Origin of the sequence: Tenacibaculum tangerinum, from assembly GCF_029853675.1 — a bacterium.
GTDB lineage: Bacteria > Bacteroidota > Bacteroidia > Flavobacteriales > Flavobacteriaceae > Polaribacter > Polaribacter tangerinum_A.
Map to the genome: position 1 here is coordinate 1,683,308 of NZ_CP122539.1, position 16,015 is coordinate 1,699,322.

Sequence of the window (16,015 nt, forward strand, 5' to 3'; positions counted from 1 at the left end):
TTGTGCGGTTACTTACAAGGCAAATATATACAAATATTTTAACTTCTAATATTTCTTTTAAAAAAAATAAGTATTACATTTGCTCACCGATAAAATTATGATACAAAGAATACAATCTATATACCTATTTATAGCAGCAATTGTAGCTGGAGTTTTGCCTTTTTGGGCTGGTCTTTGGACGAATGCTAAAACCAATGCCAATGTATATAGTATCGATTTATTTTTAGAAAACACATTGTTACAAAAATGTGTGCCAATTTTATTTTTTATTTCGGCTTTAGTAGCCATTGTAACTATCTTTTTATTTAAAAATCGTCAATTACAATTTGTACTAAACCGTTTAAACATATTGATAAACCTTTTTTTATTAGGGCTATTGATATATTTATCACAAACATTATCTGGAGAAGCCTCGGTTTCTGAGAAAGGTATTGGGATGTTCTTTCCTATCGTTGTTATTTTGTTATTAGTTTTAGCAAACAAAGCCATTAAGAAGGATGAAGATCTTGTAAAATCTGTTGATAGATTACGATAAACCTAACATCTTAGTATATTTAGTGCGAAAAAAGCCGAGATTAAAATCTCGGTTTTTTATTTTTTGTATCTTTAGTGTTTACAAGACCTACAGCTTTAAATGTTAAAGAAATGTTAAAGAAAACTCAGGGAAAACCCTGAGTCGATAATAAAACAAATAGGGGTATTGGGTATTGTGCGCACTCTTTTTATGCCATAGATTTGTAAACGTAAAACAATGATGAATTACAACAAGATAAAAGTTCACATAGCAGACGACCATAAGATTTTAATAGATGGTGTAATTGCTTTATTAAATACTGAAGACGATATTGAGGTAGAGGGTTACTCTTTAACAGGAAGAGAAGTTATTAACTGGTCTTCTAAAAATACAGCAGATGTATTGGTTTTAGATATTAACATGCCTGAAATGGATGGTATAGAAGTTTTAAAAACGTTTCAAAAACGTAACATTACTATTAAAACAATTATACTCTCTAGTTTAAGCGACCCAAAACTCGTTCAAGAAATGATTGCACTTGGTGCCAATGGTTTTGTAGATAAAAGTTGGGCTAATGAACAAATAATTGATGCTATTAAAGTAGTACACAATGGCATTCAATACATTAGTGAGGACATTAAAGTTAAATTGTTAGACTTATATGCCTCTGATAATAAAGAAACAAATGAGCCTGATTTATTACATACAGATTTAACCGAACGAGAAATTGCTGTACTTAAATTAGTAGCAAACGAAAAAAGCTCTAATGAAATTGCAGAAAAGCTCAATATTAGTGTAAAAACAGTAGAAACATATAGAAGAAATTTATATAAAAAACTAAAAGTAAAAAATGTAGTAGGTTTAGCGATGTATGCTGTCAAAAACAATATAGTGTAGACAACAACAAACCCTTCCAATCTTATTCTTTAATCAACAATTTTAAAGAATCGTTCCCCCGGAATCTATGCATCGCTAATCAAACTACAAAAATTGCAAAAAAACAAAAAATCAATAGCGGTGTACGCGTTATTAAACATAGTATAGAAAACCCCTTCATTTTGTTTTCTTTTATCCAATTAAGAGGTTTACGTCCCCCGTCTCTTAAGTTATCTATCCTAAAGTACGCCGCTATTTTTAAAAAAACCAACTAAAATCATTCTTCCTTAAATAATAAATTTACCTGTCATGAAAAAAAATACTCAATTTTTAGTTACTTTAGGTTTAAGCGCATTATTATTTGCCTCTTGTTCTTCAAATGACACAGAAATTATAAACGAAGCCCCCGAAAACCTATTGCAATCGTATACCCTTAAGAGAGATTCTTCTGGAGCTTATTCGATTGATTTTCATACGACTGACAATACCGATGTTACTACAGTAACCAATGTAGACAATACCAACGAGATTATTTTAGCCGAAGCATCGCACAAAACAGCTACCAAACATTCTAATGATTTTTCGATTGAAAACGACCAGTTAAAAATTGGTTTTTTTGAAGCTAATAATGGAAAAAGAACGAACATATACATTGAAGACGAAAATATTACCTTTGCCAAAGGAGTTACAGAGTTTTTAAACTCGTATAGTATTACCGCCAATGAAGATGGCACCTATCAATTAGATTTTACAGTTAATGATAATGTAAGCACAGATTTCGTTTATAATGAAAACTTAGATGTATATGAAATACACCTATCTGCTGGAGAAAGCCTTCAAAAAACATTTTCTAGACATTTTGAAGTGAATTCTGACAAAATGCTAAAGTTGGATTTTGTCAATCATAAATATTCTGGAAGAACCGAAGAAGAGACAGCTGAAAGGAAACCTAGAATCATCCAAGAATTAATTTAACAAAATTTTAATGCCTACTAAAAGCTACAAACCTAAACTTTTAAACTTTATAGGTTTATATTTTTTCTTTTAATATTTGGTTGTTGCTTATCAATTGAAGCAAACAATTTCAAAGATTATTCTCATTTTCAAGAACGTGATTCTATACTGAATCAAGAATTTAAAATTATAAAAAAATTATACTCTAGCGAAAAGTACTCTCAATCACTAAGGAATGCGTTAGCCTTACTAAATAAAATAGATACTAACGAAGATCCCGAATTAAGCTACTTGTGCCATTACCAGATAGGAGAAATATTTAGAAAAATTAATAATCATGAAAAAGCTTTATTTCATTTTAAGAAATCTTTAGAAATAGCTCTTATAAATGGTGGCTTTAACGAAAACAATAACATCCTCTCTAAAAATGAAATCAAATATGCAAAAAGTCTACTAAGAGCCGGTTATGAATTTTTCAGGTTACAGGACTTAGATAGTGCTAAAAACTATTACTCTAAGATAATTGACTTAAATTTTCATAGCACTGAATTAGAAAACATAAAAGCATCTGCTTATAATAATTTATCAGGAATTTACCTTCATGAATCTTCATACAAAACAGCTAGGGAGTATGCAAGAAAAGCTATTGAAATAAGAAGAAAATATAATAATAAAATATACGAAGCGGCAGCATTAGGGAATTTGGCCAGTATTTATTTAGAAGAGAAAAAGTTCAATGATGCCAAATCAATCTATTTAAGCGCAATAAATTTGATAGAAAAAAACACTTCTGACGAAGCCGTTAGATTTAAGGAAGATTTGTATTTTAACCTTGCTTGGGCATTGTATAAGATGAAAGACTATACAGCCTACGACTATCAAGAAAAATCATATTTAATTAAGGACGATAGGAGAGATAAAGAAATTAGAAAAACTGTAGAGCAGGTCTATGCTCAACAAAAGGTAGATCTAGAAAAAGAAAAAACAGCTTTAGTTGAAGAGCAACGAAAACTTGAAGAAGCACAAGAAGCAAAAACATCGCTGCTTTTCGCAGCGTTGAGCGTTTTGGTCTTGTTTGTTTCTGGCGTTGTTATTTACAATTACAAACTACGTCAAAAAAACTTGCGTTTGAAGCTCTCTGAAAGCAAATTATTACAACAACAAAATCTAGAAAAAGTAAAATCAGAAGCACAGGTTAAAATTTTAAATGCTACCATCGACGGAAAAGAAACCGAACGCAAACTCATTGCAGAAATACTACACGACAATGTGAGTGCCTTGCTATCGTCTGCCAACATGCATTTAACAGCTACTAGAAAACAATTTAATGGAGAGACGCCGCAAGAAATTGAAAAAACACAAGCCATTATCTTAGAAGCTTCACAAAAGGTAAGAGACTTATCGCACAACCTAGTCTCTTCTGTTTTATTAAAATTTGGGTTAGAATATGCTGTTAAAGATGTAATTAAAAAATACTCTAACAGTCAATTACAATTTGAAATCGATGCCCAAAATATTAATAGGTATAACCAAGAATTTGAAATACGAATTTTTAATGTGATTCAAGAACTAATTAACAATATCTTAAAACACAGTAAAGCCAACTACGCACAAATAGAATTAAAAGAAGAGAAGGATCAACTAACCATTCTTGTAAAAGATGATGGGGTAGGATTTTCTGCCTCATCTTCTTCTTTTTCAGACGGCATCGGTTTGAATCAAGTAGAAGCCCGAGTTCGTATGATGAACGGGAAATTAACCATTAAATCAGGAGAAAATGTAGGTACTTCCATTTTCGTTAAAGTTCCTATTTTAAGAAAAGAAAAGAGTACTGTATTAACCTCTGTGGGCTAACTCTATAACTTCCATATTCTTTATATTACCATTCTCTATTTCAAAGCGAAGCATGGTTCTAACTTTATGAAATCCGTGGTTACCTGCTGCCCCAGGGTTTAAATGAAGTAAATTCAGTTTTTTATCAAACTGTACTTTTAGTATATGCGAATGCCCACAAATAAATAATTGCGGAGTGTTTTTTTGTAATGCTTCTCGAACTCGTTGGTTGTATTTGGTTGGGTATCCGCCGATATGAGTCATCCAAACCGATACCCCTTCTATTTCAAACCTATTATCTAACGGAAATTCTGCTCTAGCATTTTTATCATCAATATTGCCATACACTGCTCTAAGAGGCTTTAGCTTTTTAATAGTGTCGGTTACTTCTAAAGTACCGATATCGCCAGCATGCCATACCTCATCTGCTTGCTTAACAAATTTTACAATTTGATCGTCAATAAAACCATGTGTATCAGAAAGTAATAAAATTTTCTTCATTAAAAAAACTAGTGATTTGTAAGATGAAAAAATCCATGAAATAATTTCATGGATTTCTTTTTGTTAAGGGAATTTTTAATGAATAGGGGAATTCACTAATTGTGTACACAAAAGTAAAGCAAAAAATATTAATTTTTGTTTACTTATGTTAATTTTTTTAAAATACTGTTTTTTAACCTCTTTCCTTGTCTCTTTTCAAATTAGAATTTCATAATTTAGCCCTTTAAAATTAAGACTTCTTGAGGTATTTTATTGAATTAGCATACAACGGAAAAAATTATCATGGCTGGCAAACACAACCGCACGCAATTTCGGTTCAAGAAGTACTAAATAAGGCTATTAGTACTATTTTAAGACAAGAAATAACCATTGTCGGGGCAGGAAGAACAGATGCTGGCGTGCATGCATCGCAAATGTTTGCTCATTTTGATGTAGCAACTGCATTAAATGATAATTTTACCTATAAATTAAATGCAATTTTACCTAATGACATCGTTATTTTTAATACACAGCTAGTACACAATGAGGCACACGCACGCTTTGATGCGGTTAGTAGAAGCTATGAATATAAAATTTGGTTGGGTAGAAATCCTTTTTTGTTAGAAACCTCCTGGCAATTACACCATCAACAATTAAATATAGAATTGATGAATACCGCTGCTGCCATTTTATATGAATACGAAGATTTTGAATGTTTTTCGAAAGTAAAAACAGATGTACGTACCTTTAACTGCACAGTAACAAATGCTAAATGGATTAAAAAAGGCAATGAATTAACATTCTATATTAGTGCCAATCGTTTTTTAAGAAATATGGTTCGCGCTATTGTAGGTACTTTAATTGATGTTGGTTTAGAAAAAATTACCGTTAATGACTTTAAAAAAATTATAGAAAGTAAAAATCGAAGCAACGCAGGAGTGTCAGTTCCAGCAAAAGGACTATTTTTAACAAAAATAACATACGATTATATATAGTGAGCAAAACAACAGGAAACGCATTTGACATTAAAATTTTTGCAAGACTTATGAGTTTTGCAAAAAAGTACCGTGTACGATTTACCATTGCTGCTTTATCTACTATTTTACTAGCAGGTTTTTCAGTACTAACCCCTGTCGTTTTAATGACAGCGATAGACGATTTTACCACCACTAAAAACCCAACAAGGCTCTTGTATTTTACCATAGTCTTAATTATTATTTTAGTTATTCAGGTGTTATTTCAATTTAGCTTTATTTTTTATGCAAATTGGGTTGGGCAACATATTATTCGAGATATTAGAGCGAAAACCTTTAGAAAAATATTGCAGTTTAAAATGGGGTATTTTGATAATTCATCGGTAGGAAAATTAGTAACACGTGTTGTTTCAGACATAGAAACTATTGCCAATTTTTTTACCCAAGGTGTTTTTATGATTGTAAGCGACATTCTTTTAATGCTAATCGTTATCGTGGTAATGTTTTATACAAACTGGAGGCTTGCTCTAATTGCATTGGCAACCTTACCAGTATTAATATACGCTACCAAACTATTTCAAATAGCTATAAAATCTACCTTTCAAGATGTTCGAAATCAAGTAGCAAATCTTAATAGTTTTGTACAAGAGCGTGTTACAGGAATGAAAATTGTTCAGCTTTTTAACAGAGAAAAAATAGAGTATAAAAACTTTATTGATATTAATAACAAGCATAAAAAAGCACATATAAAAACGGTTTGGTACTACTCTATTTTTTTTCCAATTGCCGAAATATTATCTTCTATTGCTATCGGGTTAATTGTTTGGTACGGAGGTTTGCAGGTTATTGAGGGGGAGGTCGTTACCGTTGGAGCCATTATTGGTTTTATAAAAATGGCGCAAATGCTTTTTCGCCCTTTACGCCAAATAGCTGATAAATTTAACCAACTACAAATGGGAATCGTTGCTGGCGAACGCGTTTTTAATATTATAGATACTGAAAGTTCAATAGATAAAACAGGAACAATAACTGCTGAAAACATACAAGGTAATATTGATTTTAAAGAGGTTCATTTTAGCTATATAAAAGACGAAGAAATTTTAAAAGGCGTTAGTTTTCATGTTGAACAAGGACAAACCATTGCTATTGTAGGAGCTACAGGAGCGGGTAAATCAACTATTATTAATCTCATAAATCGCTTTTATGAAATTGACAGCGGCGAAATTTCTATTGATGGAATACCTGTACAAGAGTATAAAATTGATTCTTTACGCCAAAAAGTAGCCGTAGTATTGCAAGATGTATTTTTGTTTTCAGATAGTATTTTAAATAATATTACTTTAAAAAACGATCAGATTTCTCTTGAAGAAGTTCAAACCGCTGCAAAACAAATAGGAATTCACGAATTTATAATGAGCTTACCTAACGACTATCATTACAATGTAAAAGAACGTGGTGGTATGCTATCTTCTGGGCAACGCCAATTAATTGCATTTTTGCGTGCTTATGTAAGCAAGCCTAGTATTTTAATATTAGATGAAGCTACTTCTTCGGTAGATGCGCATTCAGAACAAATGATTCAATACGCTACCGATGAAATTACTAAAAACAGAACTTCAATTGTAATTGCACACCGTTTGGCAACAATAAAAAAAGCAGATATGATTATTGTAATGGACAAAGGAAATATTGTTGAAAAAGGAACTCATACAGAACTATTAAAAAAACAGGAAGGCTATTACAAGAATTTATATGAAAAACAGTTTAATAGTGAAACTGTAGTGTAAATAAAATTTGTTTACATCAATCAAAGTAGTACATTTGTTGTTCAATCTTAAAAACTAAAAAATCAATTAATGATGAAAAAAGTAATCTTATCTCTATTTGTTGTTGGTGCTTTATTAGCAACCTCTTGTAAAAACACTAAAGAAGACGCTAAAGACGCTGCCAATGATGCTATTGAGGCCGTAGACAATGCTGCCGAAGAAACAAAAGAAGCTGTACAAAATGCTGCCGAAGAAACAAAAGAAGCTGCTCAAGATATGGCTAATTCTGTAGAATCTGCAATCGAAGGTATTACAATTCCTGAATTTGAAGATCCTAAAGTTGGTGAGTACTTACAGTCTTACACAGAACATGCTAAAGATTATATCGAAGCAAAAGGAGATGTAGTTAAAAATTCTGAATTAGTAAAAGAAAGCGCAAAATTAGCTGAAGAAGCTAAAGAAATTCTTGCTAACTTAGACGAAGAAGCTACTAAAAAATTCAACAGCACCATGGCTGCTATTCAAGCTAAAATGGCTCCTGCTAACTAATTTTTAGAACGGAAAAAAAAGCTCGCAAATTGCGAGCTTTTTTTATGTCATTACATCTTTTTCTAACTTATCGTGTAATTCACTTATAGAGTTATATAGCACAAACTCACCGTCTTTTATATATGATATCTCCCCTGTTTCTTCTGAAACCAGCAAGCAAATAGCATCTGTTTTTTCACTAACTCCTATCGCTGCTCTGTGACGTAACCCAAATCTCGAAGGTATTTTTGTACTGTTAGAAATAGGCAGCACCACTCTTGTTGCAATGATATAGTTATCACGAATAATCGTAGCTCCATCGTGTAGCGGACTATTTTTATAAAAAATGCTTTCTATAATTGCTTCGTTAACCAAAGCATTCATTCTATCGCCTGTATTTACTAAAAAATCTAGGTTATTGGTTTTTTCAATGACCAACAAAGCACCTGTATTGGTTTTCGACAAACTAGTACACGCTTTTAAAATAGTATCAATATCGATATCAGAGCTAACATCTGTTTTTAAAAACTTTAACTGATTTAAAAAACCTCTTTTCGTAGAAAAATTAGTGGTTCCAATCATTAACAAAAATCTTCGTATTTCTTGTTGAAATACGATAATTAAGGCAATAACTCCCCCAGAAAGCAGGTATCCTAAAATTCCGCTTAGCATTTCCATATTCAGTGCTTGCGTAATTTTCCATATTAAAAAGATAAATGCAATTCCTATCACAATATTAATCGCCACCGTTCCTTTTAACAATTTATAGATGTAATACAGTAACAGCGCTACTAAAAAAATATCTAATACATCGAGAAACGAAAAGTTGATAAAATCTAAATTCATATAGGTATTCCTGTTTCTGTAAAAGTACTCATTTTATAAAACATTTGGTCTTTATACACCAACGCTTCTTTTTAAACAAAAAACACTCTTTTACCCCCAAAAAAGCGAAAATCGTACACCCTCCGTACAAAAAAGGCAAAAAAGTAAGTCAGTGACTTACCAGTTTCTATTTTTTTATGCTTTCCTTTGTCTTGTAAATAAAAACTTATGATATTTTATATGCAACAAAACATAGTAATGTTTTTGCAAAAACGTAGTAATGATTTTAGTAAAACGTAGTAGTGTTTTTGGTAAAACATACCTACGTTTTTTTCATAATATCTATACCTTATAACTGCCCAGTAATTTTAACGGCATCCATTGCTTCTTTTACATCGTGTACTCTTAGAATGTTTGTTCCGTTTAACAAGGCAATCGTATTGGCAACAGTAGTAGCATTCAATGCCTCTTGAGGTGTAATGCCTAACAATTTATACAACATCGATTTTCGAGAAACTCCTGTTAAAATAGGAACCTCTAAACTTTTAAAAAGCGATAACTGTTGTAACAACTCATAATTTTGGTCAATCGTTTTTCCAAAACCAAAACCAACATCAATGAGTACATCGTTAACTTGTAACTGACGTAAGGCAAAGAGCTGTTCAGCAAAAAAAGACAATACCTCGATTACTACATTGGTATACTGCGGATTTTGCTGCATGTTTTGTGGCGTTCCTTGCATATGCATCATAATATACGGAACCTGTAATTTCGCCACCGTTTCAAACATTTTCGCATCCATTTTACCTCCAGAAATATCATTCACAATTGCCGCCCCTAAACCGATTGCTTCCGCTACTACCCTACTTCTAAAAGAATCTACAGACAGCAGTATATCCGGAAAGCTTTTTACCAATAACCTTACCACAGGCGCCAATCTTTGCAACTCTTCCTCTTCAGAAATATGCGTTGCACCCGGTCTTGACGAATAGGCACCAACATCGATAAAAGTAGCCCCTTCCTTAAGCATCTTTTCAGTTTGCGTAAGCATATCTCGTTCATTCGTATACTTTCCACCATCGAAAAAAGAATCGGGTGTAATGTTTAAAATCCCCATTACCTTCGGAGTACTTACATCTACTAGGGTTCCTTTGCAATTAATTGTCATGCTGCTAAATTTCCGAGTAAAAATAAATGAAAAGCTTGTAATATTTACTATTTTTGGTCGAATACTTTTAATTAAAAAAGATGCAGAACACCTCTAAACAGTATGATGCTGTCGTTGAAGAATGTAGAAATTTGTTTGTAAAAAAAATGAGTGATTATGGTAGTGCTTGGAGAATTTTAAGACTTCCGTCGTTAACCGATCAAATCTTTATCAAAGCACAACGTATTCGACAATTACAAGAACATACTGAACGAAAAGTTGATGAAGGAGAAAAATCAGAATTCATTGGTATTATCAACTATTCGGTAATGGCATTGATTCAACTAGAATTAGGGGTTGTAGAGCAACCTGATTTAAACACCGAAAAGGCGACCGATTTATATAACAAACACATAAAAATTACCAAAGAGTTAATGGAAAACAAAAACCATGATTATGGCGAAGCATGGAGAGAAATGCGCGTTTCTTCATTAACCGATTTAATATTACAAAAACTACTTCGTGTAAAACAAATTGAAAATAATCAAGGCAAAACCTTAGTTTCTGAAGGAATCGATGCAAATTATCAAGATATGATTAATTATGCTATTTTTGCCATGATTCATCTATCTGAATCAGATAATTAACTTAAAACACCCCTAATATGATTTTAAAAGCGTTAACTCATATTTCAAGAGTACTCGTAGGAATTCTTTTTATTTACTCTGGATTTGTGAAATTAGTAGACCCCATTGGCTCACAATACAAATTTCAAGAATATTTTAGCGAAGGTGTACTAAACTTAGAATTTTTAATACCCCTTGCCCTGCCTTTTTCTGTTCTTTTAATTATTTCTGAATTGGTTTTAGGTGTAATGCTTTTGGTGGGTTATAAACCAAAATTAACGGTTTGGAGTTTGTTTGGCTTAAACTTAATCTTTTTGTTCTTAACATGGTACTCGCATACTTATAACAAAGTTACTGACTGCGGATGTTTTGGCGATGCGATAAAACTTACACCAGAAGAAACCTTTTATAAAAATGTAATTCTTATGGTATTTATTGTTATTCTAATTTTAGGAATTCAGTATATCAAACCTCTTATTTCAAACAAAATAGCCTCTATTACAACATTTATTTCGCTGGCACTATCTTTAATGGTTACCTTTTATGTACTAAACCACCTGCCAATTATAGATTTTAGGGCGTATGCAGTAGGCACCGATATTGCAGAAGGAATGAAATACCAAGAGGGAAGCGACGAAATACCTCCTATTCACGATTTTATGATTGAAACAGATGAAGGCGATAAGCTAGAAGAAATGCTAGCAAAAGAAAAAGCAATGCTCGTCGTTATGTATAATTTTGATAAAACTGAAGAAGAAGGGATTGCAGAAGTAGCTAAGGTTGCAAAAAAAGCCAAAGAACAAGGATATGAAATTTATGTTTTAACCGCTTCTTATGTTGAAGACCAAGAAGCTACTCAAAAAAAATATGGACTTCCTTACACCTTTGCTTTTTGTGATGAAACTGCTTTAAAAACTGTAATTAGAGCAAACCCTGGTATTGTTACCGTTAAAAAAGGAATTATTGTAGGAAAATGGAATTGGACAGATGCTGATGATGTAACATTGTAAAGACCACGTAATTTTATATACAACGAAAACCTCACAGAATTTGTGAGGTTTTCTTATTTTCGCAAAGACATGCTATGCTATTAGCGTATTTTAAAAAAAGGAATCAATTTATATATATTTATTTTTGTGAAACAATTAGTCTTCGTTTTTATTGGTGGTGGTGCAGGAAGCGTATTACGCTATCTCATAGGAAAAGCACTCAACACTTCGCAAACAGGATTTCCTTACGGAACTTTTACCGCAAATATTTTAGGGAGTTTACTTATTGGAATTATTTTAGGGTTTGCCGCTAAAAATAACGCCTTAACACAAAACCACACCTTATTATTGGCAACAGGTTTTTGTGGCGGCTTTACTACCTTTTCTACGTTTGCTTATGAAAATCATATCTTTTTAAAATCAGGAGACTTTAGCTCTTTTGCACTGTACACCATTGCAAGCTTTGTTATTGGTTTTTTAGCTGTTTTTGCAGGAATTTACTTCACAAACTTCCTTTTACCAAATACATAAAACACCTAAATTAGTTTCAGAAAAAAAGACTGTAACCACACTATCGAAAAAATCATACATCAAATGAACGAACTTATACACTATACCTCAGCCGAAAATTATGTAATGCTTACGATTACCAACGGAAAAGCCAATGCAATTTCTCATGAAGTAATCGACGCTTTAAACGCTTGTTTAGACAAGGCTGAAAAAGAAGAAAAAACCGTAATAGTAACAGGGCAATCAGGAATATTCTCGGCAGGATACGATTTGAAGAGCATGACGCAATCTCCTCAATCGGCTTTAGAGTTGGTAACTAAAGGCTCTAGGTTATCGCATAGAATGTTATCATATCCTTATCCCATAATCGCTGCTTGTTCAGGACATGCCGTTGCCAAAGGAGCGTTCTTATTACTTTCTGCTGATTATAGAATAGGTATAGAAGGAGATTTTAAAATTGGATTGAACGAAGTTATGATTGGCATGACCATGCACAACGCAGGCATTGAAATTGCCAAAGCACGCTTGGCTCCTATTTACTTTGAAAGAAGTGTCAGTTGTTCAGAAATATACACTCCTAAAGATGCCGTTACTGCTGGTTTTTTAGACACCGTTGTTCCTCAAGAACAGTTAGTACCTACGGCAATAAAAGTAGCTTCAATGTTTGCTAAACTCAATAAAAAAGCACATAAAGAAACCAAGTTAAAAGTTAGAAAACCATACTTAGATTCATTAGAAAAAGCAATTGAACTCGATATCGAAAACGGGTTGACACCTCCTTCTAAATAAGAATAAGCGTGTCATATCGATAGAACGAAGTACGAGTAGTGATGATATATCTTATGCGATTTATGTGTGGCTATTTCGCATTTAAACCCGTTGTCTCTTCGAGTAAAATTAGTGGAATGAAATGGAAATAATTTTTATTTAAAGATCTTATTGTTCTCTAATAATTTTTCTAGCTGTTTTTTAATTTTTACATCACCTAATTTCTGTAAAAGTTTCAAATGGTTGTGATGGTGTGCATCAGTTCCAACAAAATCATACATTCCTTCGCTTAATAGTTTTTTTGAAACTTTTTGAACCCCTTTTCCATATTGCTCTGTTAGAGAAAGAAAATTTAATTGAAAAAGACAACCTGCTTTTTTCAATTTATAAAAATTTTGAAAGTCATGATGATAAAAATTATACCTCTCTGGATGTGCCAAAACTGGCTTGTATCCTTTTAATTGTATTTCAAACAGTATATCGTATAAATTGTAAGGAGCATTAAAATACGACATCTCTACAAGTATATACTTATCTTTTAAAACTAAGATATCATCAGCCTCTAACCTTTCTACAAAACGCTCATCCATCATATATTCAGCAGCAGCTCTAATAGAAATATCGGCAAACCCTTTATTGTCTAAAGCCTTTCTAACTTCTGACAATTTACTCTTTATTGTTTCAGAAGAATTAGGATATACGTCTCCTAAAACATGCGGTGTTGTAACAAAATTTTTGATTCCGTAAGAGTACATTTTTGAAATGAGGGAAACTGAATCTTCTATATTTTTTGCACCGTCATCAATACCTGGAAGTAAATGTGAATGTATATCTACAAATCCTTCAGGAAAAAATTCATTAAGTGGAATTTCTTTCTTCTTAAAAAAGAGCATATTCAACGATTAATTTTTATACAAAGTTATGTTATAATTTCTACAAATATATTGCAAAATAAAAAAAGTTAACAACGAAAACGATTGAGTTTTGCATGGCTATTGCCTGTACAAAATAGAACGTCTATATTTGGGTATTAATAATTATGATGATATGGTTTTAATAGCAGATGGCGGATCTACCAAAGCGGATTGGATTGCTATAAACGACAACAAAGAAGAGGTTTTTAGAGTAAGAACTTTAGGACTTAATCCTGCTGTAATATCAGTAGAAGAACTTAGGAATAGAATTATCAATATGTTCCAGTTAATAAATATTAAAGAGCAAGTTTCTGAAATTTATTTTTATGGAGCGGGCTGTGGTACCCCAAAAGCAGTTAATATCTTAAAAGAATTATTAGAATCTATTTTTACCAATGCTAAAGTTTCTATTAATGAAGATATGCTTGCTGCTGTATATGCCAGTGCTGGAGATAAAGAGGCCATTGTATGCATACTAGGTACTGGCTCTAATAGCTGTTATTTTGATGGAAACAACATTGAAATGCTCGTGCCCTCGTTAGGATATACCATCATGGATGAAGCTAGTGGAAATTTCTTTGGTAAAAAACTTATTCGAGATTATTATTATAAAAAAATGCCGAAAAAAATCGCCAAGAAGTTTGGTGACGCTTATAACTTAGATGCCGATTATATTAAGCAACATTTATACCGAGAAAGCAACCCGAACATGTTTTTAGCGAACTTTGCTAAGTTTATGTTCGACTTTAAAGAAGATGTATATATTAAGAAATTAATCAGAAAAGGATTTAAAAAATTTTTTAAGTGTCGAATACTTCCTTTTGAAAAAGACAACACGACACCTATTTATTTTATAGGGTCTATCGCTTTTTATTTTAATGATATCTTAGAAAGTGTTGCCGACAAATATGACTTAAGGATAGCTGGAATAATTCAAAGACCCATAGATAACTTATTAGAGTATCATAAAAACAAACTTTAGTTAATACTATCTAACACCCTTTCAAGAGCCATTCCTCTTGATCCTTTTACTAAAATAGTACTGTGTTTTATTTCACTGTCTTTTAAGTGTGACTCTAAATCTTTGAAGGTCTCAAACTTGATTGCCCTGTCATTTTTGGTTTCTACTTCATAGAAGTTTTTACCCACTAAAAAAACGGCATCAAAACTACTGTTTTGGGTTATGTCTGCTATGATTTGATGTTCCTTTGCACTGTAGGCACCTAACTCAAACATATCACCTAAAATAACTATTTTTTGTGCAGCTTTAAGTAAGCTGAAACTTTCTAAAGCAGCCCTCATGCTTGTTGGATTGGCATTGTAAGCGTCGAGAACAATCGTGTTATTATCGGTATGAATCATTTGCGACCTGTTGTTGGAAGGAATATAGCTTTCTATTGCTTTCTTAATTTCTTCGAAAGAAACGCCAAAATAATTCCCTATAGTTATCGCTGCCGACAAATTTGCAAAGTTGTATGTTCCCATTAGGTTACTCAAAATAGCTTCATTCTTGAATGATATTTTTACAAACGGATTCGCTTCTATAAACTGTATTTCGTCATCGAAAAAAATTCTTTCAATAGCATTGGTTCTTGCTACTTGTTTTTCGTCTTCAGGATTTACAAATACTTTTTTTTGGTGTACTTCTAAAAAATCATACAATTCAGATTTAGCTTTTACAACCCCCTCTAAAGAACCAAATCCTTCCAAATGAGCACTTCCAAAATTTGTTATGTATCCATAATCTGGATTGGTTATTTCAGATAAAAATGCTATTTCATTTGCATGATTTGCACCCATTTCAACAATACCAATTTCCGTATTTTTGACCATTGACAACAATGTTAACGGCACTCCTATATGATTGTTTAAATTTCCTTTGGTTGCGTTTGTTTTATATTTTGTTGAAAGAACTACATTTATAAGCTCTTTTGTAGTTGTTTTTCCATTACTACCCGTTAAAGCTATTATTGGAATATTTAGTTGATTTCTATGATAAGTAGCTAATTTTTGTAACGTTTCTAACACGTTATCTACTAAAATTATCGAATCTGAAGTTTTATAAGCTTCCTCATCTACTACTGCATAACTAGCTCCTTTTCGTAGTGCTTCTTCTGCAAACTTATTACCGTTGAAGTTTGCCCCTTTCAATGCAAAAAACAGGGTATTCTTCCTAATGTTCCTTGTATCTGTATCAACCAAACCATGAACAGCATACAACTGGTATAAATCTTCTGTATTCATTTTGTAAAAATAAAAAACCTCATTGAGTGGTCAATGAGGTTCTTTTAAATTTATTCAATAATTATTA

At 32.2% G+C, this 16,015-nt stretch carries 17 protein-coding genes; 12 read left to right on the top strand and 5 right to left on the bottom strand.

Annotated features, from left to right (window positions below; genetic code table 11):
- Nucleotides 1-97 precede the first annotated feature (97 nt).
- The 4 genes from P8625_RS07375 to P8625_RS07390 all read left to right on the top strand — a co-directional run bounded on the left by P8625_RS07375 (nt 98) and on the right by P8625_RS07390 (nt 4,198).
- Nucleotides 98-535, top strand: coding sequence for a DUF4293 domain-containing protein (locus tag P8625_RS07375; RefSeq protein WP_279652811.1), 438 nt, complete (start codon nt 98-100; stop codon nt 533-535).
- Nucleotides 536-751: 216 nt separating this feature from the next.
- Nucleotides 752-1,411, top strand: coding sequence for a response regulator transcription factor (locus tag P8625_RS07380; RefSeq protein WP_279652812.1), 660 nt, complete (start codon nt 752-754; stop codon nt 1,409-1,411).
- A gap of 288 nt (nt 1,412-1,699) precedes the next feature.
- On the top strand, nt 1,700-2,365 hold the full coding sequence (locus tag P8625_RS07385) for a hypothetical protein (RefSeq protein WP_279652813.1): 666 nt from the start codon (nt 1,700-1,702) through the stop codon (nt 2,363-2,365).
- 270 nt (nt 2,366-2,635) lie between these two features.
- The gene (locus tag P8625_RS07390) at nt 2,636-4,198 is read left to right on the top strand and encodes a tetratricopeptide repeat-containing sensor histidine kinase (RefSeq protein ID WP_279652814.1); all 1,563 of its coding nucleotides are present in this window, start codon (nt 2,636-2,638) and stop codon (nt 4,196-4,198) included.
- On the opposite strand, the gene P8625_RS07395 is transcribed toward P8625_RS07390, so the two are convergent.
- Nucleotides 4,181-4,678: a metallophosphoesterase family protein gene (locus P8625_RS07395; protein WP_279652815.1), complete on the bottom strand. Its 498-nt coding sequence runs from the start codon at nt 4,676-4,678 to the stop codon at nt 4,181-4,183. The two genes, P8625_RS07390 and P8625_RS07395, sit on opposite strands and share 18 nt — an antisense overlap.
- 239 nt (nt 4,679-4,917) lie before the next feature.
- On the opposite strand from P8625_RS07395, the gene truA reads away from it, so the two are divergent.
- The 3 genes from truA to P8625_RS07410 all read left to right on the top strand — a co-directional run bounded on the left by truA (nt 4,918) and on the right by P8625_RS07410 (nt 7,946).
- Nucleotides 4,918-5,652 carry a tRNA pseudouridine(38-40) synthase TruA gene (gene truA, locus P8625_RS07400; RefSeq protein WP_279652816.1) on the top strand — a complete coding sequence of 245 codons (735 nt, stop codon included), beginning with the start codon at nt 4,918-4,920 and terminating at the stop codon, nt 5,650-5,652.
- 50 nt (nt 5,653-5,702) lie between these two features.
- Nucleotides 5,703-7,418 (top strand): ABC transporter ATP-binding protein, encoded by a 1,716-nt coding sequence (locus P8625_RS07405; protein ID WP_407704766.1) that lies wholly within the window; start codon nt 5,703-5,705, stop codon nt 7,416-7,418.
- Nucleotides 7,419-7,487: 69 nt separating this feature from the next.
- Entirely contained in the window at nt 7,488-7,946 is a 459-nt protein-coding gene (locus P8625_RS07410; protein ID WP_279652818.1) for a hypothetical protein, read from the top strand.
- Nucleotides 7,947-7,988: 42 nt separating this feature from the next.
- Here the strand turns inward: P8625_RS07410 and cdaA are convergent, their stop codons facing one another.
- Together cdaA and folP are read right to left on the bottom strand one after the other, a co-directional pair.
- On the bottom strand, nt 7,989-8,771 hold the full coding sequence (gene cdaA, locus P8625_RS07415; RefSeq protein ID WP_279652819.1) for a diadenylate cyclase CdaA: 783 nt from the start codon (nt 8,769-8,771) through the stop codon (nt 7,989-7,991).
- 328 nt (nt 8,772-9,099) lie between these two features.
- Nucleotides 9,100-9,918, bottom strand: coding sequence for a dihydropteroate synthase (folP, locus tag P8625_RS07420; RefSeq protein WP_279652820.1), 819 nt, complete (start codon nt 9,916-9,918; stop codon nt 9,100-9,102).
- A gap of 80 nt (nt 9,919-9,998) precedes the next feature.
- Between folP and P8625_RS07425 the strand changes: the two genes are divergently transcribed.
- From P8625_RS07425 to P8625_RS07440, 4 genes are all read left to right on the top strand, one after another.
- On the top strand, nt 9,999-10,544 hold the full coding sequence (locus P8625_RS07425) for a DUF1599 domain-containing protein (RefSeq protein ID WP_279652821.1): 546 nt from the start codon (nt 9,999-10,001) through the stop codon (nt 10,542-10,544).
- A 17-nt stretch (nt 10,545-10,561) separates the two neighbouring features.
- Complete coding sequence (locus tag P8625_RS07430; protein WP_279652822.1) at nt 10,562-11,533, top strand: DoxX family protein; 972 nt, start codon at nt 10,562-10,564, stop codon at nt 11,531-11,533.
- Between the two features lie 126 nt (nt 11,534-11,659).
- Nucleotides 11,660-12,043 carry a fluoride efflux transporter CrcB gene (gene crcB / locus P8625_RS07435; RefSeq protein WP_279652823.1) on the top strand — a complete coding sequence of 128 codons (384 nt, stop codon included), beginning with the start codon at nt 11,660-11,662 and terminating at the stop codon, nt 12,041-12,043.
- 63 nt (nt 12,044-12,106) lie between these two features.
- A complete protein-coding gene (locus P8625_RS07440; RefSeq protein WP_279652824.1) occupies nt 12,107-12,811 on the top strand; it encodes a crotonase/enoyl-CoA hydratase family protein in 705 nt (234 codons plus the stop codon).
- 134 nt (nt 12,812-12,945) lie between these two features.
- Here the strand turns inward: P8625_RS07440 and P8625_RS07445 are convergent, their stop codons facing one another.
- Nucleotides 12,946-13,683 (bottom strand): tyrosine-protein phosphatase, encoded by a 738-nt coding sequence (locus P8625_RS07445; RefSeq protein ID WP_279652825.1) that lies wholly within the window; start codon nt 13,681-13,683, stop codon nt 12,946-12,948.
- Nucleotides 13,684-13,837: 154 nt separating this feature from the next.
- Between P8625_RS07445 and P8625_RS07450 the strand changes: the two genes are divergently transcribed.
- Nucleotides 13,838-14,686 carry an N-acetylglucosamine kinase gene (locus P8625_RS07450; RefSeq protein ID WP_279652929.1) on the top strand — a complete coding sequence of 283 codons (849 nt, stop codon included), beginning with the start codon at nt 13,838-13,840 and terminating at the stop codon, nt 14,684-14,686.
- On the opposite strand, the gene P8625_RS07455 is transcribed toward P8625_RS07450, so the two are convergent.
- Nucleotides 14,683-15,948, bottom strand: coding sequence for a UDP-N-acetylmuramoyl-tripeptide--D-alanyl-D-alanine ligase (locus P8625_RS07455; protein ID WP_279652826.1), 1,266 nt, complete (start codon nt 15,946-15,948; stop codon nt 14,683-14,685). The two genes, P8625_RS07450 and P8625_RS07455, sit on opposite strands and share 4 nt — an antisense overlap.
- Nucleotides 15,949-16,015: the final 67 nt, after the last annotated feature.

Excerpts from the sequence above, each read along its gene's own strand:
- P8625_RS07375 (WP_279652811.1), top strand. The coding sequence starts at position 98 with ATGATACAAAGAATACAATCTATATACCTATTTATAGCAGCAATTGTA.
- P8625_RS07380 (WP_279652812.1), top strand. The coding sequence starts at position 752 with ATGATGAATTACAACAAGATAAAAGTTCACATAGCAGACGACCATAAG.
- P8625_RS07385 (WP_279652813.1), top strand. The coding sequence starts at position 1,700 with ATGAAAAAAAATACTCAATTTTTAGTTACTTTAGGTTTAAGCGCATTA.
- P8625_RS07395 (WP_279652815.1), bottom strand. The coding sequence starts at position 4,678 with ATGAAGAAAATTTTATTACTTTCTGATACACATGGTTTTATTGACGAT.
- P8625_RS07405 (WP_407704766.1), top strand. The coding sequence starts at position 5,703 with ATGAGTTTTGCAAAAAAGTACCGTGTACGATTTACCATTGCTGCTTTA.
- P8625_RS07410 (WP_279652818.1), top strand. The coding sequence starts at position 7,488 with ATGATGAAAAAAGTAATCTTATCTCTATTTGTTGTTGGTGCTTTATTA.
- cdaA (WP_279652819.1), bottom strand. The coding sequence starts at position 8,771 with ATGAATTTAGATTTTATCAACTTTTCGTTTCTCGATGTATTAGATATT.
- folP (WP_279652820.1), bottom strand. The coding sequence starts at position 9,918 with ATGACAATTAATTGCAAAGGAACCCTAGTAGATGTAAGTACTCCGAAG.
- P8625_RS07425 (WP_279652821.1), top strand. The coding sequence starts at position 9,999 with ATGCAGAACACCTCTAAACAGTATGATGCTGTCGTTGAAGAATGTAGA.
- P8625_RS07430 (WP_279652822.1), top strand. The coding sequence starts at position 10,562 with ATGATTTTAAAAGCGTTAACTCATATTTCAAGAGTACTCGTAGGAATT.
- P8625_RS07440 (WP_279652824.1), top strand. The coding sequence starts at position 12,107 with ATGAACGAACTTATACACTATACCTCAGCCGAAAATTATGTAATGCTT.
- P8625_RS07445 (WP_279652825.1), bottom strand. The coding sequence starts at position 13,683 with ATGCTCTTTTTTAAGAAGAAAGAAATTCCACTTAATGAATTTTTTCCT.
- P8625_RS07450 (WP_279652929.1), top strand. The coding sequence starts at position 13,838 with ATGGTTTTAATAGCAGATGGCGGATCTACCAAAGCGGATTGGATTGCT.
- P8625_RS07455 (WP_279652826.1), bottom strand. The coding sequence starts at position 15,948 with ATGAATACAGAAGATTTATACCAGTTGTATGCTGTTCATGGTTTGGTT.